We start from the raw sequence: 22,564 nt of genomic DNA on the forward strand, positions 1-22,564 counted from the left end.
CGTACGGGGGCCGGAGTCACGGCTCCGGAGCACGGCCCGGCCATCAGTTAGGCACCAGTGCCAACCAGTCGGCGTAGAACAGTCCGACACCGAACAGGCAGCTGATCGCGGCCAGTATCCAGAACCGGATGATAACCGTGGTCTCCGCCCATCCCGCGAGTTCGAAGTGGTGGTGGAACGGTGCCATGCGGAACAGCCTGCGGCGGGAGGTACGGAACACCACGATCTGCAGCACCACGGAGAGGGCCTCCACCACGAACAGACCGCCGATGACGATCATCAGCAGCTCGGTCCGGGTGGTCATGGACAGTCCGGCCACCAGGCCGCCGATCGCCAGCGAACCGGTGTCTCCCATGAAGATCTTGGCAGGGGCCGCGTTCCACCACAAAAAGCCGACGCAGGCCCCCATCGCCGCGGCCGCCACCACCGCGACGTCGAGGGGATCACGCACCTGGTAGCAGGCCGGCCCCGCGTCTTCCAGCAGGGCGCAGGAGTTGCGGAACTGCCAGAACCCGATCAACACGTAACTGGCCAGCACCATCGCCGCCGTTCCCCCCGCGAGACCGTCCATCCCGTCGGTGAAGTTCACCGCGTTGGACCACCCGCTGATGGCGATGTAGGCGAAGATGATGAAACCGATGACCCCGAACGAGACCACGCTGATGTCACGGATGAACGACAGGTGCGCCGATGCGGGCGTGATGCCGTTGCGGTCCTTGAACTGCAGGGCCAGAATCGCGAACAGTACCGAACCCAGCATCTGGCCCACCAGTTTGGCCGTCTTGTTGAGACCGAGGTTGCGGCGTTTGCGGATCTTGATGAAGTCGTCCAGGAAGCCGACGATGCCGAGCACCGTGGTCAGCCCCAGCACCAGCAGGGCCGTCACGCTGGGGAGGGTCTCGGAAACCGTGAGGTGGGTGGCCAGGTAACCGGCCCACATGGCGACGAGGATCGCCATCCCGCCCATGGTGGGGGTTCCTCGCTTCGCCGAATGGGACTTCTGCACCTCCTCGCGGATCTCCTGACCGAAGCCCTGCTTGGAGAAGACCCGGATGAGGTACGGGGTGAAGAGGATGGAGACGACCAACCCCACGGCGGCCGCGATCAGGATGTGCTTCACGCCGTACCACCGTCCCGTCCGGTGGCGTCCTCGGCCGAGTCCGGCTCCGCGGAGCGCGTGAGCTCCTCGGCGACGCGCCACAGCGCGGCCGCGTTGGACGCCTTGACCAGCACCACGTCATCCGCCCGCAGTTCCTCGCGCAGCAGCGCGAGAGCGGAGTCCACATCGGGCACCAGGACCGATTCCTCGCCCCAGGAGCCCTCCAGCGCGGCACCCTGGTGCATGGCGCGTGCCTGGTCACCCACCACCACGAGACGGTCGATGTTCAGCCGCACGGCCAAGCGGCCTATCTCGTCGTGCGCCTCGACGCTCTCGTCCCCCAGCTCTCCGATGGCGCCGAGCACCGCCCAACCCCTGCCGGGCCTGTCGTGGGTCATGGCGGCGAGCGCCTTCAACCCGGCACGCACCGACTCGGGGTTGGCGTTGTAGGAATCGTTGACCACGGTCACCCCTCCGGGGGTGGTGGTGACCTCCATCCGCTTGCCGGACAGCTGCTCGACTCCGCCGAGCCACTCGGCGACGTCCTCGGTGGTGGCACCGAGTTCGAACGCCACGGCGGCGGCCGCGAGTGCGTTGCCGACGTGGTGCTCGCCGTGCAGCGGCAGCCGCACGGGGGCGTGCCCACCAGGGGTGACCAGTGTGAAGCGCGGGCGGGCCAGTTCGTCCACCTCGACGTCCTCGGCGCGAACCTCCGCGTTGGGGTGTTGCCCGAAGCGAACCACCCGTGCCTCGGTGCGCTCGGACATGGCGGCGACGACGGGGTCGTCGGCGTTGAGTATCGCCACACCTCCCGCCGCGGCGCTCGGCAGCGCTTCGACGAGCTCGCCCTTGGCCCTGGCCACCGCTTCCCTGGAACCGAACTCACCGAGGTGGGCACTGCCGACGTTGAGCACCGCCCCGACACGGGGCGGCGCCGACTCGCACAGCTCGGCGATGTGTCCCGTCCCGCGAGCGGAGAGCTCCAGCACCAGGTGCCTGGTCAGCTCGTCGGCACGCAGGACGGTCCACGGATGACCGAGCTCGTTGTTGAACGAACCGGGTGGGGCCACGGTGGGCCCCATCCTTTCGAGCAGCTGTGCGATCAGGTCCTTGGTGGAGGTCTTGCCCGAGGAACCGGTCACTCCCACGACCGTCAGCCCTTCGAGCTTGTCGACGACCGAACGGGCGAGCCGGGCCATGGCCACCAGCACGGCGGCTCCGGAGCCGTCCGAGTCGGCGGCCAACGCCATCGCACGGGACCGCTCCGTCGCCTCGATCGGAGGAACGATCACCGCCGGAGCGTCCACCTCCCTCGCTGCCAACACCGCGACGGCGCCGTCGGCGACCGCCTGCTCCGCGAACCGGTGACCATCGACCTGCTCGCCCGGCATCGCCACGAACAGCCCACCGGGTCGTATCTTCCTGGAATCGAACTCGACGGCCGCGGTGACGACCTCGCTACCGTCGGCGCGGTGCAGTCTGCCGCCGACCGCCCCAGCTACCTCGTCGAGGCTGAGCCGGATCACCTTGCCTCCTCGTTACTTCCCCGCTGGTTGTCGGGGGTTCGACCAGTGGGGACGGTTTCCGTTCGTTGCGGACTCCCGAGTCGTCCACGCAGTGCCGCGGCCACTTCGTCACGGTCGGAGAAGGGGTGAACCACACCGGCCACTTCCTGACCGGTCTCGTGTCCCTTTCCCGCGACCACCACGACGTCACCGCTCCCGGCTCGCCGTATCGCCTCCGCTATGGCCGCACGCCGGTCACCGATCTCGTAGGACTCGGCGCGTTCGGAAGGCGGGACCCGCGTGGCCCCCTCCAACACGGCGGCGCGGATCCGGGCGGGGTCCTCACCGCGCGGGTTGTCATCGGTCACTATCAAAACGTCTGCCCGACGCGCGGCCGTGGCGCCCATTACGGGACGTTTGGCCGTGTCCCTGTCACCACCGCAACCGAGTACGACGAGCACCTTCCCGGCCGCCTGGGCACGTGCCGCCTCCAGAACCGCACCGACGGCGCCCGGTTTGTGAGAGTAGTCGACCACCGCCGTGAAGTCCTGCCCCAGCGCCACCCGTTCCATCCGTCCCGGAACATCGACCTCTCCGAGTCCACGGGCGATGTCGGCGCACTCCACGCCGACGGCGCGCGACATCGCGACGGCCAGCAGGGCGTTGGCGACGTTGAAGGCACCGGGAAGTCGCAGTTCGACTTCGGTGCGGACACCCTCCGGCCCCGCCGCGGTGAAGCGCTGCGCACCGGTAGGGCTGGTGAGCACGTCGGTGGCCGTCCAGTCGGCGGTTCCCTCGGTGGCCACCGTGACGGTGCCGGAGCCGACCAGCCGCCTTCCCCACTCGGTGTCGGTGCACACCACTTCCCGGGCGCAACGGCCGTCGAACAGCATCGCCTTGGCGGCGAAGTAGTCCTCCATGTCCCGGTGGAAGTCCAGGTGCTCGCTGGAGAGGTTGGTGAAGCCTCCCACCGCGAAGCGGACTCCGGACACCCTGCCCAGCACGAGCGCGTGACTGGAGACCTCCATGACCACGTGGGTGACTCCCCGCTCGACCATCACCGCCAGCAGCGCCTGCAGGTCGGGAGCTTCGGGGGTGGTGAACGCGCTCTCCAGTCGAGAGCCCGCCACCCGCGTCTCGACAGTCCCGATCAGGCCGGTTACGAGCCCCGCCGAGCGCAGCGCCGAATCGAGCAGGTAGCTGGTGGTGGTCTTGCCGGAGGTGCCGGTCACTCCGAGCACCGACAGCCTGTCGGAGGGATGGCCGTAGATCTCGGCCGCGAGCTCACCCAGCACACCGCGCGGGTCCGGGTGCACCAGCAGCGCGACCTCACCGCGTGCCACGGCCGGGTGTTCGAGCAGCGAGGGGTGAGCCGCCCCCGTTTCGTCCGTGAGAACGGCGACGGCCCCCGCGTCCAGGGCGGTGGCGGAATGCTCGGCGCCGTGAGTTCTCGCGCCGCGCAACGCGGCGAAGAGATCACCCGGCCGGACGTGCTGAGCACGCAGTGTCACACCGGTGATGTCGAGGTGAGCGCGGGAGTCGGCGAGGCGAACGAGACGGGCACCGATCGACTGGGCCAGCTCCTCGATCCGCACCGGCTCGACGGACGAGGGACGCGGCGGAGAACTCGCAACCGGGGAAGGCACGGCGGAAAGGTTACCGGTACCGCTCGCCGGAGCAGCTTTACGGTAGGCAGGTGCGTCGCGAAGCGGGCTCGCCTGCTCGAACGTTTTCCACCCGTTCGAGTGAGACACTGCTCATCACACGAACGGCGGTTCCGCCCGGGAAGGAACGGGCTCCGAGGAGGACGGAGCAGCCGAGTCGGCCGGGCACTCCGACAGGCGGCCACCTCACCACTACCGCACCGCCACGGCTTCCCGTCACCACTCGCGAGGAACGCGGCCGGGCTATCTCACCCGCAGCGTCATCTCGGGGGCCCGCTCGGAGGACAGCGGGATGTCGTAACGACGTGTCAGGTCAGCGGCGACGTCGTGGAACAACGGGGCGGCGGTCAGCTGCCCACCGTCGGGATCGTCGATCATGATTCCGATCACGTACCGCGGACTGTCGGCCGGAACCATCCCCGCGAAGGTCGCCCAGTGCTGGGAATTGCTGTAACAACCGCAGGAGGGGTCGGGTTGCTGTGCGGTGCCGGTCTTGCCCGAGACCTGGTAGCCGGCCAGCGCGGCCTGCGGAGCGGTGCCGCGCTGGCCCTCCTCGTCCTGCACGACGGCGCGCAGCATGTTCTTGACCGTGTCCGCGGTGCTCTCACTGACCACGCGAACTCCCTCCGGGCGGGGAGCCTCGTGGACCTCACCGTCCGGGCCGGTGGTGGACTCGACCACCCGGGGCGGAATCCGCACCCCGTCGTTGGCGATGGCCTGGTACATCCCGGCCATCTGCAGCACTGTCATGGACAGTCCCTGACCGATGGGCAGGTTGGCGAACCTGGTGTCCGACCACTGGTTGGAGGGAGGCACCACTCCGGAACTCTCCCCGGGCAGGGCGATGCCGGTCCTGCTGCCCAGTCCGAACTTGTCCACCAACTCGGCGAAACGCTCCTTGCCCAGTCGTTTCGCCGTCATCAGGGTTCCGACGTTGGACGACTTGGCGAGCACCCCCGTGAACGTGAGCGGCACGGTGCCGTGCTCCCAGGCGTCGTTGACCACCGCCCCGCCCATCTCGATGCTGGACGGCACGCGCAGCACGGTGTCGGGTTCCACGATCCCGTGCTCGATGGCCCCGGCGGCCGTGATGATCTTGTTCACCGAGCCGGGCTCGTACGGTGTGGTGATGGCGGGATTGCTCAGATGCCGGGAGGCACGGTTGCCCTCCGAGGGGCCGGCCGAGGGCGAGGAGTTGGCCAGCGCGCGAACCTTGCCGGTCCGTGCGTCCAACACCACCGCGCTACCGCCTTCGGCGCCGACCTCCTCGACGTAGGAGTCCAGTTTCCGGTCGAGCACGAACTGCAGGTCCGAGTCGATGGTCAGCCGCACGTCCGAACCCGACCGCGCGGGCCGAATGGTGCGCTTGGTTCCGGGAATGACCAGGCCGGTGCTGCCGAGCGCGGTGTGGGAGAACCTGAGGCCGTCCTCACCGGAGAGCGTGTCGTTCAGCGAGCTCTCCAGACCGACGTTTCCCAGGATCTTGTTCTCACCCTTGCGCCAGGAGGCCGAGCCGACGATCCCGGCCCCCACGTCTCCGGAGGGATACTGGCGCACGGCCCGGTACTCGGAGCCGATCCTGTTGTACTTGTCGTGGATCTGGCGAGCCTTGGCGGGCTCGATCAACGGACCGAAGTACAGGAACTGCTCGTCGGAGAACAGCGCCTCCAGGGTTTCCCGCTCGCTGACCTGCCCGTTGGTCACCTCGTCGATGTAGGCCGCGATCCGGCGCTTCTTCACCGCGGCGGTCGGCAGATCGGGATTGTTCTTTCTGGCTTTGCGCTGCTGCTCGTCGAACAGCGCGGGATTGGCGAAGAGCTGGCGGGACTCGCTGCTGAACGCCAACACCCTGCCGTTGCGGTCCAGTATGGAGCCCCGCTGGGCGGGAATCCTGGTCTTGGTCAACAGCTGGTCGTCGGCCTGCTCGGACAGTGCGCTGGCCTCGAACCCCTGCACCACGACCAGCTTGACCCCGGCGGCCACCAGCGCGAGCACCAGCACCATCCGACCGAGGCCGAACCGCCGCCTGCTGGCGGCCAGCCCCGACCGGGTGCGCCACGAACCGCGCTTCCGGGCACCACCGCCCGCCGAGCCGCGAGCGAGTCCGGCACCACCCCGGGAGGTGGTGGTCTCGCGCCCCTTCGTCCGGCGCGGCTGATCGCCACGTGGGCGGGAGCTGCCGCGTTGCCTGCCACGAGAAGCCATGTTCAGTCACCCCACCGAGGGTTCGTTCGACTCGGGTCGGTCGGGATCGGCCGAGGACTCGCTCCCGTGCTCCGGCGGGGGCTGGTTCGACCGCTGCTCCTGCCCATTCCCGCCGTTCTCGCCCTCCGGAGGGCCGGTGTCGCGCTCGTCGGGAGGCGCTTCCGCCGGTCGCGGCTCACCGACCACTCGTACCGAGCCGTCCGGCTGCGGCACCAGACGAGCCACCTCGGAGACCGGAACCATGTTCATCTCCACGGCCCGGCGACGTATCTCGGGGATCGAGCTCATCCTGCTGACCGACCGCAGCAGGTCTTCCTTGCGCTCGGACAACGCCTGGACCCGCTGCTTGGACTCCTGCATGCGGTAGGAGTTGCCCACCGCGGCGATGGAAAGCCACAGCGTGGCCACTATTCCCGTCACGAGCACGACGACCACCGTGCCCACGAAGGGGACCCGGGAGGTGGCGATCGTGTTCGTCAGCGCCCGGAAGGCCTCCCTGCCGGAACGCAGCGCCCCGGAACCGAGCAGGACCTCACGCGCGGATGGTTCCCGCGACCTCGCGTCGACACCACGTCCCTTCGACCGCTTCGCCTCACCGGACGACGGTGCCCCCTCCGAGGAACGACGACCGCGCTCGCGCTTGCGCTCGTAGGCACGTTCCCCGGAGGAGGAACGCACCCGGCGGTTCGTGCGGGTGTTCGCCCCGGCCTGAGGGCGCCCGTCGGCACGCTGCCGCTTCCTGCCGCTGTTCTCGGACCGGTCACTACCGGTCGCGGATGCCGTCATCGCCTCTCCTCGATCCGTTCGGCCGCGCGTAGTCGCACCGAACTCGCCCTCGGATTGGCCGCAGCCTCCGACTCGTCGGCGAACTCGGCACCACGAGTGAGCAGCCGCAGCTGTGGTCCATGCCCCGGCAACTCGACCGGCAGATCGACCGGGGTCCGTGACTTCGACCGCTCGGAGAACGTGCGCTTGACCGTCCGGTCCTCCAACGAGTGGTAGGACAGCACCACGGCACGGCCACCTGGGTTCAGCGCGTCGATCGCCTGGGGAAGGGCCCTGCGCAGCACCTCGAGCTCCCCGTTGACCTCGATGCGCAGTGCCTGGAACGTGCGCTTTGCGGGGTGGCCACCGGTCCTTCTGCTCGCGGCGGGAACGCTGTCGTAGATCAGCCGCACCAACCGCTCGCTGGTCACGAACGGCTCCCGGTCACGCGCTCGCACGATTTCCGAAGCGATTCTGGCGGCGAACTTCTCCTCACCGTACTCGCGGAGAATCCGGATCAACTCGGCTCGCGAGTAGGTGTTGAGCACATCAGCGGCGGTTCTCCCTCCGGTGCTGTCCATACGCATGTCCAGCGGTGCGTCCCTGGCGTAGGAGAATCCCCGTTCGGACTCGTCGAGCTGCAACGAGGACACCCCGAGATCGAACAACGCGCCGTCGATCCCGGTCACGCCCTGTTCATCGAGGATCTCGTCGAGCTGATCGTCCACGCCGTGCACCAACCGCACACGTCCCTCGAAATCCGCCAGGCGTCGCCGAGCCAGCCGGAGCGCTTCCGGATCCCGGTCCACCCCGATGACGGTCACGTCGGGGAAAGCACGCAACAGCGCCTCGGCGTGCCCTCCCATGCCGAGGGTGGCGTCGAGGACCGTGGCACGCCGATCGCGCAGCGCGGGCTCGAACAACTCCACGGTCCGTTCCAACAGAACCGGGAGATGCCGCTGCCGTGCCGTTTCCGGATCGGACTTCCCCGCGGCCGAGTCCCACTCGGGTTCGGCGGTGGGGTCCGGGTTCTCTGGCACGCTGGCCTTCCCTTCCTGTTCGAATCGAGTCGTGCCGTGGACAACGGCGATTCCGAGAGCCCTCAACCAGCCGGACGGCGCGGCCGGTCCGAGCGCGGCGAGCCCTCCCCCTGGGATGTGACGGAAGCGGTGCGCGGCGAACCCCGACGAGATGGCGCGCCGAGCGGCGTCGGCTCCCGAGCGAAGGAACTCTCCCGGCCCCGGGCTCAGCGCACCGGAGTCCGGTCGGCCGGAGACGTCGCGAGCTCTCGGAGAGCTCGGCGCTCCCCTTCCCCGGCGTGCACCGCGCCGCGTCGGGGCTCGGGGCCGTCTCCCACCCGAAGGGACGCCGAGTCGTATCGCGAGGGCTGTCCGAGTCGGACGGACACCGATGACCTTCGTCTCCGGGACCGTGACCGGTGAAACCCATAGGAAAACCACCCCCTGCCGACGAGGACCGGGGGCGATACGGTCAGCTCCCCCGGAAAACCACCCCTGGCGAGATCGCTCCCGCGAGGCCGTCCGCGCGAATCCGCCACCCCGCGTGTCCGATTCCGCCGACACGGCGACACCGAACTCCCCACTCGGGCTCACATTACCCCACCGCCTTTCGACGTCAACCGGAAACGCCGGGACCGCGTGGGGCCCGCAGAAACCGTTCGACGTGATCTCCCCGAACCGGAGCGGGACGAGCACGGCCGGACTCCGCGCGGAGCTCCGCCGCGGGATCATTCATCTCGGTGGTGGATATCGCCACGACAAGGGACCACGAAGGAGCGAAAGAACGCCGCCGACGAGACGTGCACACACACTCGCCACTCACGTCGAGTTTGAGAGACTTCCCGCGAATCGGGTGACAGTAGGCGAAGCTCCACGGAGAGCCAGCCGGGACGACTGGTTCACCCGTGACAGCACGTCCGGCTGTGACGTCCGGGCGGGACGGTATCTGGAGGTTGCGTGACGCCCGAGACCAACTCCGCGAACAGCGCCGCGTCCACCACGGTCGGCGACGGGACGGCGGGCGGGGGCACGACGACCGCGTTGGACGACATCCCGATCCAGTGGATGCACGACACCCTGCGGCGCGTCAGCACCAACGTGGAAAGCGTGCTGGTCGGCAAACCCGAGGTGGTCCGCCTGGCCATGGTGACCCTGCTGGCGCGAGGACACCTGCTCGTCGAGGACGTTCCCGGGGTCGGCAAGACCTCGTTGGCCAAGGCGCTCGCCCGTTCGGTCGACTGTACCGCCAGCCGGATCCAGTTCACCCCCGACCTGCTGCCCAGCGACGTGACGGGGGTGTCGATCTACAACCGCGGCCGCGAGGCGTTCGAATTCCGGGAAGGACCGGTGTTCGCCAACATCGTGGTCGGCGACGAGATCAACCGGGCATCCCCGAAAACCCAGTCGGCACTGCTGGAGTGCATGGAGGAGAACCAGGTCACCGTGGACGGGCACAGCTACGACCTGGAAACCCCCTTCATGGTCATCGCCACCCAGAACCCGGTGGAGCTGGAGGGGACCTACGCTCTGCCAGAGGCGCAACGGGACCGGTTCACCTGCAAGATCTCCATCGGCTACCCAGATCCGGCGGCGGAGTTGGCCATGGTCGACGAACACGCCGGGACCGAGCCGCTGGAGGAGCTGGAACCGGTCACCGACGCGGCCGAGGTGGCGGAACTGCTGGCCGCGGTGCGGCGGATCCACATCGCCACCGAGGTGCGTCGCTACGCGATCGACCTCGTTGCCGGAACGCGCGACCTGTCCGAGCTGCGGCTGGGGGCGTCACCGCGAGCCACTCTGCAACTGGTCCGGGCGGCGAGGGCGCAGGCGGCCATGACGGGGAGGGAGTTCGTCGTCCCCGACGACGTACAGGCGGTGGCAGTGCCGGTTCTGGCGCACCGGCTGGTGCTCAGTGGCGAGGCCAGGGCCGCGAGGCGAAGCGGGGCCGATCTCGTCGAGCGATTGCTGGAACGAGTTCCGGTGCCGGACGGTACCGACCGACCTCGGCGGTGACCGTGTTCTCCGGCCTGAGCATCCGCGGCCGCTGTCTGCTGGCCGCTGCCGTGGCGTCGGCGGTCTGCGCGCTCGTGCTCGACGAGCGGGACCTGCTCCGCGTGGCCGCTTTCCTCGCGGCGCTGCCGCTGTTCGCCTCCGCCGTCTCGGCACGGGGTGGAAGCGGGTTGACCGCTCACCGGGAGCTGGAGCCGCGACGGGTCGAGGTGGGTGCGACGGCTACCGTACGACTGCGGTTGACCTCCCGTTCCGGAACACCGCTCGGTGAGATGCGGCTGACGGACGATGTCCCGGCCACGCTGGGGGGCGACGCTCGTCGTGCGCTCCACAGCCCGACACGCCGGAAGGGGGCCTTCGTGGAGTACCAGGTCCACGCCGAGCTGCGAGGGGTGCACCACATCGGACCGCTGCGTTGCCGCGCCGCGGACCCCTTCGGGCTCTCGTCCTTTTCCCGGGAACTGCTCCCCACCACCCGGTTCACGGTCGTACCCCGGGTATTCGAACTGAGCGGTCTGCCGAACGGGTTCGGCTCCGGGGCGGGGGAAACGGGCTCCGGAAACGCGAGAGCGGGCGAGGGAGCCGATGACAGCACCGTCAGGGAGTACCGTCAGGGCGACGACATCAGAAGAGTGCACTGGAAGACCACCGCCCGTCGCGACGAGTTGATGGTCCGAACCGAGGAACGCCCGGAGCGGGGCGGCACCACCGTCCTGCTCGACCAGCGGGCCGCGGCCCATCGCGGCACGGGCAAGCACTCCAGTCTGGAGTGGGCGATCTCCGCCTCGGCCAGCATCTGCTCGCACCTGCGCCGGAACGGCCTTCGGCCACGTCTGGTCGGCGCGGGTGGAGCCCCCGTACCCGAGGACGGACGGACTCATCCCCACCTCTCCGGTGAGGCGGGGGAGAACCTTCTGCTGGAGGCACTCGCGGCGTTGCAGCCCTCGGCGCGGCGGGAGCTCACCGACGGTGCGGATCCGGCGGAGGGCCAGAACCTCGTAGCGGTGCTCGGACGAACCACCCTGACGGGAGCCAACGAGCTGGCCTCGCTGCGTCCCGCCGGAGCTCGCAGTCTGGCGCTGCTGCTGAACACGGAGAGGTGGAACACCGACGGGCGCGGTGACGAGCAGGCGGCCGTGGCGCGGCGCCTGCGGGACAGGGGGTGGACCGTCGTCACGGTCGACGGACCGGTTACTCCGGTAGCGCGGGCATGGGAGAGTCTTTGCGGGCAGAGTACGAGACCGGACGTCCTCTGGACCGAACGATGAACCGGACCGGAAGCGACCGCCACCTCACCGGGCTACTGGCGCTGTCGGCCGTGCTGCTGACCTCGACCGCATTCTCGGCCGTGCTGGCCGACTGGCGCTGGTTCCCACCCGCCGCCATGACGGCGGTGGTCGTCTCCTGCACGGGAATCGCGACCCGCATGAAGCGTGATTCCTGGTGGAGCGCTCCGCTGCAGCTAGCCGCGCTCGTGTTCATGCTCACGGCGCTGTTCGGCGGGAGCGGATTCCTCGGGCTGATCCCCACGCCCGCCACGTTCGCAGAACTCGCACACCTGCTCGGGGACGCGATCGAAGTGGTTCGTACCGGAATACCACCGGTCCCCGCCGAAACCGCCATCAGTTGTCTGATCTGCCTGGGAATCGGCGTGGTCACGCTCCTGGTGGATCGCATCGCCGTCACCGGCCGCGCACCGGCGGTGGCCGGACTGGTACTGCTGTGCGTGTTCGCGGTCCCCGCCTCCCTGGCGGACCGGATGCTGCCGTGGTGGACCTTCCTGGGAAGTGCCGCCGGATTCACCGCCATGCTCTCGGCCGGGAGCGGCTTCCGCCTCACAGCGGATAGCCGGTGGTCGTCGGTGAGGCGGTTCTCCGAACCCGTCGCCGTCACCTCCGTGGCCTGTGTGGTGGCGCTGTTGACGGGAACGGTCTTCACCGGCGTCGGAACCCAGGGCAGGCTCCCGGGCTCCGACCCGGACCAGGCAGCCCCGGACACCGGTGAGATCGGTTTGCGGCCGTTCACCTCGCTGCGCGGGCAACTCGACCGGGACGAGCCCGTGGAACTGTTCCGGATCGAGGGTTTGCCCCGGGAAACCTACCTGCGCGCGATGACGCTGAGCCGGTTCGACCCCGAGCGCGGATGGCGACTGGGCAGCCTGCCCGAAGGGATTCCGGCGCGGGAACGTCTGCCACTGCCGCCTGGAACGAAACAGCGGTCCTCATCGCCCACCCATCGCGTCGAGATCGAACCGGTCGGTTACCGCGACGCCTGGTTGCCGGTGTTCGGAGTACCACGTCGGGTACTCGGGATCGGGGATGCCTGGCGCTACGACCCCGCTTCCGGAATGATCTTCACCCGCAGGACCGATGACACCGACAGCTACACCGAACTGGCCGCTTTCCCGGACCCGAGTAGGGAGAAGCTGCGCGCCTCCTCGGGAGACTCCCCCGTCGACCAGGTCTACCTCGAAACCAGCGGTGCCGGTGAACGGGTGCGCGAACTGGCACGCCGGATAACCGCGAACGCGGAGAACCGGTTCGACCGGGCCGTCGCGCTGAACGACTACTTCACCGACCCCGCCAACGGTTTCACCTACGACCTGAGCACCGCCCCCGCCTCCTCGCACGACGCCCTCGAGGACTTCCTGTTCCGGGGCAAGCGCGGTTACTGCGAGCAGTTCGCCTCCGCCATGGCGGTGCTGCTGCGTGAGGTGGGCATCCCCTCCCGGGTCGCCGTCGGTTTCACCTCGGGACGCGACGAGGGCGACGAACGCGTGATCACCACCGAGGACGCGCACGCGTGGGTGGAGGCCCACTTCCCCGGCCACGGGTGGATAACCTTCGACCCCACTCCGCTGCGGGAGGGGCGGGGTTCTGTACCGCCTTATCTCGCCCCCTCCCGGCAGCGGGAGGAGGGCGAGCGGTCCTCGGCTCCCACGGGCGAGCCGACGACCCCCTCCGCCACCCCCGACAGCGACGAGGAGAAGCAGGACACCTCCCGGACCGCTTCGGAGGAGCCCGGCCATTCCGGTGTGCCGGTCGGCGCACTGCTGACGGGCGGTACGGCACTGCTGCTGGGGACGGTGCTCACCGCTCCCGCCGCCATGCGAACCCTGCGCCGCCGAAGGCGGTGGAGTCTGGCCTCCTCGGGTGGGATCGGGGCCGCGGGCAACGCCTGGCGGGAACTGCTCGACGAGTCGATCGACCGGGGAGACGTGTCACCCCCACCCGGAGAGACTCCCCGGCGCACCGCCGAGCGGGTGATCGAGTCGTACGGGGTGCCCCCGGAGGCCGCCGAAGCCTGGCACGAGCTGGCGAGTGCGGTGGATCGGGAAAGGTACGGCCCGCCGGGCGGTCGGGAGACCGGATCGCGACGAGAAGCGCTGCACAGGGCGGTCAGCGGTCTGCGAGCTGTCAGACCACTCGATTTCCGGGAACGGCTGTTGCCGAGGTCGACGAGGGTGTCGAGCACACGGCGGCGCCCCCCGGCGCGTCGGTGACCCGCCGGGGCGCGAAGACCCCGCGGTCGTGGACCCGCGCGCCCTGCCGAAAACGGAAACGCCCGGATCACGCGGTGATCCGGGCGCACCACCCCTTACCTCGGGCCGACGGAAGCCGTCCCGAGTCGCGGGTGGATACTACCTTTCGAAGCGCTTCCGGAAGCGATCCTCCATGCGCTGCGTCAGGGAGTTCCGCTCCCCGCCCTTGCGTTTCGCACCGGACGAACCACCACCGCCGTCACCCGACTGCGACTCCGGGTCCTCCGCACTACCGCGCATCGCGAACAGAATGATCACTGCTCCGCCGAACATCACGAGGAAGCCGACCACGCTCACAATGGGTATACCGGCTGCCGTGACCGGAATAACCACGCCGAGCACCAGTAGGATCAACCCCAACACGAACACGGCGGCGCCCTGGAGACGACGCCGTCTGGAGGGTCGATGCAACCGCCCTCCACGCACGTTGGAGGCGAACTTGGGATCCTCGGCGTAGAGCGCGCGCTCGATCTGGTCGAGCATTCGCTGCTCGTGCTCGGAGAGTGGCATGGCTCCTCCTCCGGCACACTAGTCCGTGTCACCGAAGCCCCATTCACTTCGTTTCACGAAGCTCCGGTGAACGCTTTTTGGGGGCGTCACAATCGAGGATACGGCCCCAGCGACGAGACGACTACCCGGTCCCACCCCCGCGGTCGCAATAATCCCCCAACATCATCCTGTAGGGGTATTCCTCACTGCACCGTGTGATCGGCGGGCACCCGAGCCAACGCGTGCAGCCTGGTGGCCACATCCCGCAGCGGAGGGTGTGCCGCAGCCACCAGCTCCAGTTCCCGCAGCGCATCCCCGTTGGCGGAAGAACCCTCCAGCAACGAGCCGGGAACGAGGTCGGAGATCACGCCCTGCCCCTGGAGCAGCTCGACGTCCAAGCCGGCCTCGCCGAGCACACCGCGTAGCGAATCGGTGTCGAAACGACGCCGCACGGTTTCCCCCGCACGCCGGTCCAGCCGACCGTCCGGCGCGTTGAACAACCGCAACGCCTCGGACACCCGCCCGGTGAGCGCCCGGGCCAGCACGGCCGCGTACCTGTTGGCGACCAGCACCGAGACCGACCCGCCGGGAGCGACCGCGGCCCCGAGCCCCCGAACCGAATCGGAGACGTCGTCGACGTACTCCAGCAGACCGTGCCCCAGGACGAGGTCGGCCCCTCCTTCCGGCCCGACTCCACGCAGCGCGTCGGTGTCGCCTTGCACCGCGACCACCCGCTCGCTCACTCCCGCCTCGTCCGCCCTCCGGCGCAGGGCCGCCAGTGCGTTCGGGCTGGGGTCCACCACGGTGACCGAACATCCCGACACCGCCAGCGGTACCGCCCAGACACCACTGCCACCCCCGATGTCCAGGACCTCGGGAACACCGCCACGACGGCGGCGTGCGTCGATCAACTCGGTTTCCAGCACCCGGTGCACGGCGTCGGACTTCATGGGGGCAGCCTAATCTCGCCATTCGGCACGACGACATCCGACCGGTCGGCCACGGAACAGCTCACCCGTCCGACTCGCGTGATCCGTAGGCTACGGGCGTGCACACGGTGGCGGTACTGAGTCTCAAAGGTGGCGTGGGTAAGACAACAGTGGTGCTGGGCCTGGCCTCGGCGGCCATGCGCAAGGGCGCACGCACCCTCGTGGTGGATCTGGACCCACAGTGCAACGCGACCGCTTCGCTGGAGCCGAGGCGGACCGAGTGCGGGCTGAGCGACGTGCTCGCCGACCCGGCTCCGGAAACGGTCTCACGAGCGGTGGCGCCGAGCGCGTGGGGCGAGGACGTCGACGTGCTCGTCGGCTCCGAGGACGCGGAGATCCACAACGGGCAGGGCACCACCGAACGGGGCCTGACCCGCCTCACCGAAGCGCTCTCGGCACTGACCGAGGCCGCCGCGGCGGAGGACTTCCCCTACCAGCTGGTCCTGCTGGACTGCCCGCCATCACTCGGGCGTCTGACCCGTTCGGCACTGATAGCCGCCGACAGGGCGCTGCTGGTCACCGAACCGACCATATTCGCCGTCTCCGGCGTGCAACGGGCGTTCGAGGCGGTCCAGGCCGAGCGGGAGGCCAACAACCCGGACCTGCAGCCGCTCGGGGTGGTGGTGAACCGGGTTCGTGCCCGCTCACACGAGCACCAGTTCCGAATCGACGAATTACGCGACATATTCGGACCACTGGTAATGCCGGTGGCACTGCCGGACAGGCTGGCCGTGCAGCAGTCGCAGGGAGCGTGCGTTCCCCTGCACCAGTGGGGAACCCCCGGCGCCCGGGAGGTGGCGCTGGCGTTCAACCTGCTGTTGGCGCGCACCCTGCGTGCGGGGAGGGGGCAGCGTGCTTCCGACGCGGAGGACGAAGCTGCTCACGACGACCCGCCGAACGAAACGTGAGCCCGTTCCGGCGAGGCGTTCGGGCGGGAGATCCCGCCGCCGGACGAGCCCCCTCAACCACCGGCCGCCCGGAGGCCCCTCCACTCACTCACGCGACCTGCCGCGCAGCTCGTCGACCAGGGTTCGCAGCAGTGGGTAGGCCAGCACGAGCAGGAGCGAGCCCCACACCACACCGCTCAGCCGAACACCGCCGAGGGACAGTGTCGGGTTGGTCACGCCCACCAGTGACGTGGTCACCACGACCCCCAGGTCGAGCGGGTCGGTGAAATCGACCCGGGCGCGCAGCCAGAGCCGCACCCCGATCAGGGTGACCATCCCGAGCAGCACCACCGTCGCCGCGCCGACGACACCGATCGGGACGGTGTCCAGCAGGGCGACGAACTTGGGTGAGAAGGCCAGCAGCACGGCGCCGAGGGCGGCGGCCACGCAGGCCGCGGTGGAGAACACCCTGCTCGCGGCCATCACCCCCATGTTCTCCGCGTAGCCGATCAGCCCACCCCCGCCGACCGATCCGGAGAGCGTCGTGGCCATCCCACCACCGATGAGGGCGTCCCCCACGTTGCCGTCGAGATCGCGCCCGGTGGTCGCGGCAACCGCCTTGACCACCCCCACCTGCTGCGCGGCGAGCACGATCACCAGGGGCAGCACGACCGGAACCACCGAGATGTGCAGCTGCGGCGCGACCAGGTCGGGCACGCCGAACCAGGAGGCGGTTCGCAGCGACTCGATCCGGGCCTGGTTGATGCCTCCGGCCACGACGGCGTAGAGCCATCCCGCGGCGATCCCGAACAGCACGCAACCTCGGCTCAGCATCCCACGCCCGAACAGGGCCGACAGCACGATGGCCAGTGCGGTGATCACGGTGGCCAGCGGAACCGGCTCGAAGGAGGGGAGGTCGTGGGCGGCCTTCCCGAACAGCACGACCGAGTGGGTGGCCATGCCGAGACCGACGAGAACGATGACTCCGCCGGTGACCACGGGGGGCATGGCGGTCTCCAGCAGCCGCACCCCCAGCGCCTTGACGGCGATGCCGATGGCCGTGACCAACAGTCCCACGACCAGGATCGCGCCCACCATGCCTCCGGGGCCCGCACCGGACCGCTCGGCGGCCGCCCCCAGTGGCGTCACGAACGTCACGGAGGCCCCCAGATAGGCGGGCACGCGGTTGCGCGTCAACAGCAGAAACAGCAGTGTCCCCGCTCCGGAGGCGAGGAGGGTCGTCGCCACGGGCAGCCCGGTCAACCTCGGTACCAACACCGTCGCACCGAACATGGCGAGAAGGTGCTGGAGGCCGAGCCCCATGGTCAGTGGCCAGCTGAGGCGCTCCTCCGTGGCCACGTCCTCGCCGGCCGACGGTTGTCGACCGTTGCCGTGCACGGCCCACAAAGCCACATCTTCCTCCCGTCCAGGAACCGTGCGAAACGTTTCCCGCGCCGTCGTACCGCTGAGCGGCGCCTTCCCACTGGGAGTCCCGTGACGGTCCCCCGGTACCGCGCTGACGCGGGCAAGATCACGTCAAGCGGCAACCGCAAAGATTACTATTTCACAACGGTCCGGAAAACCGAGGGGGAAGAACCGGGGGTACGCGGTGGCATCGGATCGGAAAGCCGTCTCGCCCCCTCATTCCGGACGCACGCCAGGGACGCGAGGTTGAGTCTTGAAGAGTTCTCACTCGGGAGGATTCCCACGCCGCCGATCCGGGCCCGGTTCCTCGGGGCCGGGCTCCTCGACACCCGGCTGCTCGTTCCCCGCGAGCTCACGCAGCGCCGAGGCCAGTCCGGCGAGCCGGTCGGTGGCATCCCGCAGCTGATGGCCGTACCGCTCTTCCGTCCCGCTGGCGGCGATCGCACGCCCAGCGGCGGCGACCAGGGCACCGTAACGCTCCACTCCCTCGTCGAGCTCGGCACGCATCCGTCGCACGTCCGCACGCAGTCGGGTCCGCTCCTTCTCCGGGGCGTGTTCGACCGTGCCCTCCACCGCGACCAGGCGATCGGCGACCGAACGCAGTCTGGCCGCCACTTCGGCGGCGGTGCCGCGCGCCTCACTCACCGGTTCGCCGGCCTGTCCAACACTCTCGGAGAGCCGCCCCAGCGAGACGTGCAGGCTCTGTTCCGCGTCACGGAGCCGTCGCATCGGGTCGTGGGCGGCGGAGTCGCGCGGCGGTAGGGCGACCGGCTGCGGCGGCGGTTCCGGCAACGGCGTCCGGCGAAGTCTACGGTAGTGGCGGATCGCCCCCACTGTGCCTACTCCGGCGGCCAACGCGATCCCACCCAGACCGAGCGAAGCCAGGTCGAACAGGAAGTCCCCGGCGGGATCAGGGGGTAGTCCGACGGTCTCCGGAGCGTAGGTCAAGTAGGCCCCACCGCCGAAGACACCCGTGGTCACCCCGCTGCCCACGGCGGCCCGCTTCGCCCTGTTTCGCCTGCGGATCAACCGTGCGCGCGGGTCGCGCCAAGCCGCGATCCTGCGTCGAACACCGGTCAGCACCGGCCCGCGCAGTTGCCGGAGCGCGTAGTCGCTCCACTCACCGAATCCGTCACCCCGCCCGCGCACGGTGGGTCACGCTTGGCCGGACTGCGGGTTCCGCTGCTGCGAGCCCTGCGGCTGCTGTTGCGGCGCGGGTGCCGATTCGTTCCGATCCGCACCCCCGGTGACCTGCTGTTGGCCGGCACCACCCATGGAGGCCCTGATCTGGGCGAGCCGGTTGACTCCAGCCGCGTCCGTAGCCGCCTGCTGGACCTCCATCATCCGTCCCTGCACGCTGTTCTGCGCCAGATCGGCCTCGCCGAGCGCGGTGGTGTAACGCTGCTCGATCTTGTCCCGCACCTCGTCCAACGAAGGGGTGTTGCCGGGAGCGGCCATGTCGTTCATCTGTCGCAGCGAGCCCGCGACCTGCTCCTGCATCTTGGCCTGCTCCAGCTGGCTGAGAAGCTTGGTCCGCTCCGCGATCTTCTGCTGTAATACCTGCGCGTTGCGTTCGACGGCCTGCTTGGCCTGGTCGGCCGCCTGCAAGGACTGGTCGTGCAGGTTCTTGAGGTCCTCCACGCTCTGTTCGGCCGTGACCAGTTGGCTGGCGAGCTGCTGAGCGGTTTCCTCGTACTGCTGCGCCTTGGTCTCGTCCCCCTCGGCACGGGCCTGGTCGGCCATGGTGACCGCCTGTCGCGCCGATCCCTGCAGCTTCTCGACCTCGTTCAGCTGCCGGTTGAGCTTCATCTCCAGCTGCCGCTGGTTGCCGATGACCGAGGCGGCCTGCTGCGACAGCGCCTGGTGCTGCCGCTGTGCTTCCTCGATGGCCTGCTGGATCTGCACCTTGGGATCGGCGTGCTCATCGACCTTGGACGAGAACGACGCCATCAGGTACTTCCAGAACTTCACGAAAGGGTTGGCCATCTCCTCCGCCTGCTTTCTGTCCTACCGGTTACGCCCTGGTCGGGATCCACACCGACGGAACGCCGCTACCGGCCCGTTCAAAGGGCGCGGACCCGGCTCGCCGAACCGTGAACCCGCTCACGCAGCGGGCCGGAAACGCCTGTACCGACTCAGCGTCTGCCCCCATAGTGTCAGCTCGGTCGAACGGCTTCCACCAAGACCCACGGATCTCCGACAGAAATCCGGAGATCCGCGGGCGATCCGGTCGGCTACGGCTTCTCAAGCGGCCACTACCACCCCGTTGGAAGTTCGCTCCGGCGGGCTGATGCGCTGACTGAGCACCGGCTGCAGCCGCCAGTCCTGCGATTCGGGGTCCTCCTCCACGTCGAACGAGTCCGGGCCGGCCTCGGCGCGGGCGGGCACGGGTTCGCCGTCCCCTTCCGCCCGTTCCGTCTCCACGAACTCGGACTCGATCAGGCTGGAGACCAACCGGTCCCCCTCGATTTCGGCAGGCGTGGCCTGCTCCACGACCGAAGGCGCAACCACCGTCTCCGAGGAGTCCAAATCCCCTGCCACGGTCACGAGCAACTCGGGCAGTGGAAGATCGAGCGCGTCGCAGATCGACCCGAGCAACTCGCTCGAAGCCTCCTTGCGGCCGCGTTCCACCTCGGACAAATAACCAAGACTCACCCGGGCTGCGCGCGAAACCTCCCGCAGGGTGCGGGACTGAGCAGCCCGCGCGCGGCGCAGTCGCTCTCCGACCGCCTCCCGCAACAACACGGTCATCGCGCGCCTCCATTCCGTCGCCTACATCCTGCGCGACGCGTCAACGCCCCACACTACTCAACGCAACGCCAACGCACGGCTCGCTCATCACGAGTCCGCCGAGGGCGAACGCGTCTCATCCACAAGAAGGAGCTCGCGACCCCAATATCTCATGAAGCGAGACGGCACGCGTGGCTGCTGGTCGTAACGTCGAGTTCTCCCCCGGTTCAACGCAGCAGCCCCGCCAAGTGTTCCAGGGCGCACGAGGCGGCTCCGCGCCGTACCTCCCCGCGGTCACCGCTCAACCGCCGCGTCCGGATCACGGACCTCTCCGGCCCCACGAACCCCAGATGCACCGTGCCGGGCGACACCCCGTCCTGCCAGTCCGGCCCGGCCACACCGGTCAAACCAACCCCCCAGTCGGCGCCACACCGCCGACGAGCCCCCTCGGCGAGTTGTTCGGCCACTTCGGGGTGAACGGCACCGTGCCGGGCCAACAGCTCGGGGCTGACACCGGCCAGCGAACTCTTCAGGTCGGTCGCGTAGACGACCAACCCGCCCCGCACCACCGAACTGGCTCCGCTCACGCTGGTCAGTAGCATGCTGAGCATGCCCGCCGTCAGAGACTCGGCGGTGGCGAGCGTGTGTCCCCTCCGCCGAAGCGACTCCAGGACGATGCTGACCAGCTCCTCGTCGTCCGCGTTCTCCCGACGAGGCGAAGTCACGCGCCTGCCCCACGGGCACGCGGACTCAACGAGCGCAGCCGGAAGGCACGCACCGCGTAATCCACTCCAGTGATCACCGTCGCCAGCACGGCGGCTCCCATGACCACCCATTTCAGCGGGTCGGCGGCACCCCCGAGCGGCAGCAGGTAGAGCCCGATCGCCACCGCCTGCAGCATCGTCTTGAGTTTGCCTCCCGGACTGGCCGGAATGACACCGTGCCGGATGACCCAGAATCGCAGCAGCGTCACCGAGACCTCCCGCAACACGATGACGCCGGTCACCCACCATCCGAGCTCACCGAGCGCGCTCAGCCCGACCAGCGCGGCACCGGTGAGCGCCTTGTCCGCCAACGGGTCAGCGACCTTGCCGAAATCGGTGATCAGACCTCGACGGCGCGCCAGCTCACCGTCGACACGGTCGGTGACAGAGGCGATGACGAAAACCGCGGTGGCGATCCAACGCCACAGCGGTTCGTGACCACCCGCCCAGAACAGCACGACCAAAAAGACTGGGACGAGCAGCAGGCGCGAGGCGGTCAGGGCGTTGGCGATGTTGACCAACGGGACCGTCCGCTCGGCACCGGCCTCGCCCGCGCCGGACGCAGGCCGGTCCGACGCCGCACTGTCCGCTGTCATGGCAACTCCTCGAACCGATCCTGTCCACTACGGGCGTCGTGCGTCCTACCGCCCCCAGGATCAGCGACGACGACCGCACCGTCCACCGCAGGGGTGGTTTACCGGGCAAACCTCTCGAACGGCGGCCGCGGAGCTCGATCGCCGCGGTTTCGATCGCGCGACGAGGACCCGACCACCACTCGTCGGCCAAGCATAGCGGCCGTCCCGAGGTAGACCATCGGGGAAACCGGGGCCGTGGGCAGCACTGCTCCGAAGGCCCCGTGCCGGTCCACCAGCGGACGAACACCCCCGAGCGACCGGTCGGGTTGCGATAGAATCACGAATATGCATGATTATGCGAAAAAAGGGATAGCAATTCGCCGCGCTCGGATCGGCGACGTCCGGACCATCAAACGACTCGTCGACACTTACGCCGGACGGGTGCTGCTGGAAAAGGATCTGGTGACCCTGTACGAGAGCGTGCAGGAGTTCTGGGTGGCCGAACGCTCCGACCGGGAGCCGGGGGAGATCGTGGCCTGCGGCGCACTGCACGTGCTCTGGGAGGATCTCGGCGAGGTACGCACCGTCGCGGTGGATCCCTCGGTTCGCGGCCAGGGGGTGGGCCACCGGTTGGTGAACGGTCTGATCGAGCTCGCCGGAGAGCTGGGGTTGCCGAAGCTGTTCGTCCTGACATTCGAGACCGAGTTCTTCGCCAAGCACGGCTTCGAACCGATCACCGGTACCCCCGTCAGCCCGGCCGTCTACGAGGAGATGCGGCGCTCCGCCGACAGGGGGGTCGCCGAGTTCCTCGATCTGCCCTACGTCAAACCCAACACGCTGGGCAACACACGTATGCTGCTGCGGCTGGACGGACAGCACTGACCACGACGGAACATT

At 69.0% G+C, this 22,564-nt stretch carries 19 protein-coding genes; 5 read left to right on the top strand and 14 right to left on the bottom strand.

Features of this window, described 5'->3' with window-relative positions:
* Positions 1 to 43: 43 nt before the first annotated feature.
* From mraY to rsmH, 6 genes are all read right to left on the bottom strand, one after another.
* Entirely contained in the window at positions 44 to 1,120 is a 1,077-nt protein-coding gene (mraY, locus tag BLQ75_RS07820; RefSeq protein WP_092600074.1) for a phospho-N-acetylmuramoyl-pentapeptide-transferase, read from the bottom strand.
* The gene (locus tag BLQ75_RS07825) at positions 1,117 to 2,625 is read right to left on the bottom strand and encodes a UDP-N-acetylmuramoyl-tripeptide--D-alanyl-D-alanine ligase (RefSeq protein ID WP_092600077.1); all 1,509 of its coding nucleotides are present in this window, start codon (positions 2,623 to 2,625) and stop codon (positions 1,117 to 1,119) included. Before BLQ75_RS07825 ends, mraY begins: the two co-directional genes overlap by 4 nt.
* Positions 2,622 to 4,250 (bottom strand): UDP-N-acetylmuramoyl-L-alanyl-D-glutamate--2,6-diaminopimelate ligase, encoded by a 1,629-nt coding sequence (locus tag BLQ75_RS07830; protein WP_244515319.1) that lies wholly within the window; start codon positions 4,248 to 4,250, stop codon positions 2,622 to 2,624. The genes BLQ75_RS07825 and BLQ75_RS07830 overlap by 4 nt, the downstream gene beginning before the upstream one ends.
* A gap of 261 nt (positions 4,251 to 4,511) precedes the next feature.
* Positions 4,512 to 6,473, bottom strand: coding sequence for a peptidoglycan D,D-transpeptidase FtsI family protein (locus BLQ75_RS07835; RefSeq protein WP_170837390.1), 1,962 nt, complete (start codon positions 6,471 to 6,473; stop codon positions 4,512 to 4,514).
* Positions 6,474 to 6,479: 6 nt separating this feature from the next.
* Positions 6,480 to 7,259: a cell division protein FtsL gene (gene ftsL / locus BLQ75_RS07840; RefSeq protein ID WP_092600083.1), complete on the bottom strand. Its 780-nt coding sequence runs from the start codon at positions 7,257 to 7,259 to the stop codon at positions 6,480 to 6,482.
* The gene (gene rsmH / locus BLQ75_RS24160; protein WP_244515320.1) at positions 7,256 to 8,278 is read right to left on the bottom strand and encodes a 16S rRNA (cytosine(1402)-N(4))-methyltransferase RsmH; all 1,023 of its coding nucleotides are present in this window, start codon (positions 8,276 to 8,278) and stop codon (positions 7,256 to 7,258) included. Before rsmH ends, ftsL begins: the two co-directional genes overlap by 4 nt.
* 936 nt (positions 8,279 to 9,214) lie before the next feature.
* Here rsmH and BLQ75_RS07850 point away from each other — a divergent pair.
* From BLQ75_RS07850 to BLQ75_RS07860, 3 genes are read left to right on the top strand one after another with little or no spacing between them, the layout of a single operon-like run.
* On the top strand, positions 9,215 to 10,270 hold the full coding sequence (locus tag BLQ75_RS07850; RefSeq protein WP_211481231.1) for an AAA family ATPase: 1,056 nt from the start codon (positions 9,215 to 9,217) through the stop codon (positions 10,268 to 10,270).
* Positions 10,271 to 10,272: 2 nt separating this feature from the next.
* Positions 10,273 to 11,535 (top strand): DUF58 domain-containing protein, encoded by a 1,263-nt coding sequence (locus BLQ75_RS07855; RefSeq protein ID WP_092600502.1) that lies wholly within the window; start codon positions 10,273 to 10,275, stop codon positions 11,533 to 11,535.
* Positions 11,532 to 13,769: a transglutaminase TgpA family protein gene (locus BLQ75_RS07860; protein ID WP_092600089.1), complete on the top strand. Its 2,238-nt coding sequence runs from the start codon at positions 11,532 to 11,534 to the stop codon at positions 13,767 to 13,769. The genes BLQ75_RS07855 and BLQ75_RS07860 overlap by 4 nt, the downstream gene beginning before the upstream one ends.
* 138 nt (positions 13,770 to 13,907) lie before the next feature.
* Here BLQ75_RS07860 and BLQ75_RS07865 read toward each other — a convergent pair whose 3' ends face one another.
* The gene (locus BLQ75_RS07865) at positions 13,908 to 14,318 is read right to left on the bottom strand and encodes a DUF3040 domain-containing protein (protein WP_092600092.1); all 411 of its coding nucleotides are present in this window, start codon (positions 14,316 to 14,318) and stop codon (positions 13,908 to 13,910) included.
* Positions 14,319 to 14,500: 182 nt separating this feature from the next.
* The gene (locus BLQ75_RS07870; protein ID WP_092600095.1) at positions 14,501 to 15,247 is read right to left on the bottom strand and encodes a class I SAM-dependent methyltransferase; all 747 of its coding nucleotides are present in this window, start codon (positions 15,245 to 15,247) and stop codon (positions 14,501 to 14,503) included.
* Between the two features lie 98 nt (positions 15,248 to 15,345).
* Here BLQ75_RS07870 and BLQ75_RS07875 point away from each other — a divergent pair, with 98 nt between their 5' ends.
* Positions 15,346 to 16,194, top strand: coding sequence for a ParA family protein (locus BLQ75_RS07875; RefSeq protein WP_092600098.1), 849 nt, complete (start codon positions 15,346 to 15,348; stop codon positions 16,192 to 16,194).
* Between the two features lie 84 nt (positions 16,195 to 16,278).
* On the opposite strand, the gene BLQ75_RS07880 is transcribed toward BLQ75_RS07875, so the two are convergent.
* The 6 genes from BLQ75_RS07880 to pgsA form a co-directional block, all read right to left on the bottom strand.
* Positions 16,279 to 17,586, bottom strand: a complete 1,308-nt coding sequence (locus BLQ75_RS07880) for a uracil-xanthine permease family protein (protein WP_092600101.1) — start codon at positions 17,584 to 17,586, stop codon at positions 16,279 to 16,281.
* Positions 17,587 to 17,862: 276 nt separating this feature from the next.
* A complete protein-coding gene (gene pspM / locus BLQ75_RS07885; RefSeq protein WP_092600104.1) occupies positions 17,863 to 18,747 on the bottom strand; it encodes a phage shock envelope stress response protein PspM in 885 nt (294 codons plus the stop codon).
* A gap of 6 nt (positions 18,748 to 18,753) precedes the next feature.
* The gene (locus tag BLQ75_RS07890) at positions 18,754 to 19,584 is read right to left on the bottom strand and encodes a PspA/IM30 family protein (RefSeq protein WP_092600107.1); all 831 of its coding nucleotides are present in this window, start codon (positions 19,582 to 19,584) and stop codon (positions 18,754 to 18,756) included.
* A 258-nt stretch (positions 19,585 to 19,842) separates the two neighbouring features.
* A complete protein-coding gene (locus BLQ75_RS07895; protein ID WP_092600110.1) occupies positions 19,843 to 20,349 on the bottom strand; it encodes a helix-turn-helix domain-containing protein in 507 nt (168 codons plus the stop codon).
* 206 nt (positions 20,350 to 20,555) lie between these two features.
* Positions 20,556 to 21,053, bottom strand: coding sequence for a CinA family protein (locus tag BLQ75_RS07900; protein ID WP_244515322.1), 498 nt, complete (start codon positions 21,051 to 21,053; stop codon positions 20,556 to 20,558).
* Complete coding sequence (pgsA, locus tag BLQ75_RS07905) at positions 21,050 to 21,688, bottom strand: CDP-diacylglycerol--glycerol-3-phosphate 3-phosphatidyltransferase (RefSeq protein WP_092600116.1); 639 nt, start codon at positions 21,686 to 21,688, stop codon at positions 21,050 to 21,052. The genes BLQ75_RS07900 and pgsA overlap by 4 nt, the downstream gene beginning before the upstream one ends.
* A 324-nt stretch (positions 21,689 to 22,012) precedes the next feature.
* Here pgsA and BLQ75_RS07910 point away from each other — a divergent pair, with 324 nt between their 5' ends.
* The gene (locus BLQ75_RS07910) at positions 22,013 to 22,549 is read left to right on the top strand and encodes an amino-acid N-acetyltransferase (protein WP_092600119.1); all 537 of its coding nucleotides are present in this window, start codon (positions 22,013 to 22,015) and stop codon (positions 22,547 to 22,549) included.
* Positions 22,550 to 22,564 lie beyond the last annotated feature (15 nt).

The organism is Actinopolyspora xinjiangensis, assembly GCF_900104475.1.
Taxonomy (GTDB): Bacteria; Actinomycetota; Actinomycetes; order Mycobacteriales; family Pseudonocardiaceae; genus Actinopolyspora; species Actinopolyspora xinjiangensis.

Excerpts from the sequence above, each read along its gene's own strand:
- BLQ75_RS07835 (WP_170837390.1), bottom strand. The coding sequence starts at position 6,473 with ATGGCTTCTCGTGGCAGGCAACGCGGCAGCTCCCGCCCACGTGGCGAT.
- ftsL (WP_092600083.1), bottom strand. The coding sequence starts at position 7,259 with ATGACGGCATCCGCGACCGGTAGTGACCGGTCCGAGAACAGCGGCAGG.
- BLQ75_RS07860 (WP_092600089.1), top strand. The coding sequence starts at position 11,532 with ATGAACCGGACCGGAAGCGACCGCCACCTCACCGGGCTACTGGCGCTG.
- BLQ75_RS07865 (WP_092600092.1), bottom strand. The coding sequence starts at position 14,318 with ATGCCACTCTCCGAGCACGAGCAGCGAATGCTCGACCAGATCGAGCGC.
- BLQ75_RS07870 (WP_092600095.1), bottom strand. The coding sequence starts at position 15,247 with ATGAAGTCCGACGCCGTGCACCGGGTGCTGGAAACCGAGTTGATCGAC.
- BLQ75_RS07890 (WP_092600107.1), bottom strand. The coding sequence starts at position 19,584 with ATGGCCAACCCTTTCGTGAAGTTCTGGAAGTACCTGATGGCGTCGTTC.
- BLQ75_RS07895 (WP_092600110.1), bottom strand. The coding sequence starts at position 20,349 with ATGACCGTGTTGTTGCGGGAGGCGGTCGGAGAGCGACTGCGCCGCGCG.
- pgsA (WP_092600116.1), bottom strand. The coding sequence starts at position 21,688 with ATGACAGCGGACAGTGCGGCGTCGGACCGGCCTGCGTCCGGCGCGGGC.
- BLQ75_RS07910 (WP_092600119.1), top strand. The coding sequence starts at position 22,013 with ATGCATGATTATGCGAAAAAAGGGATAGCAATTCGCCGCGCTCGGATC.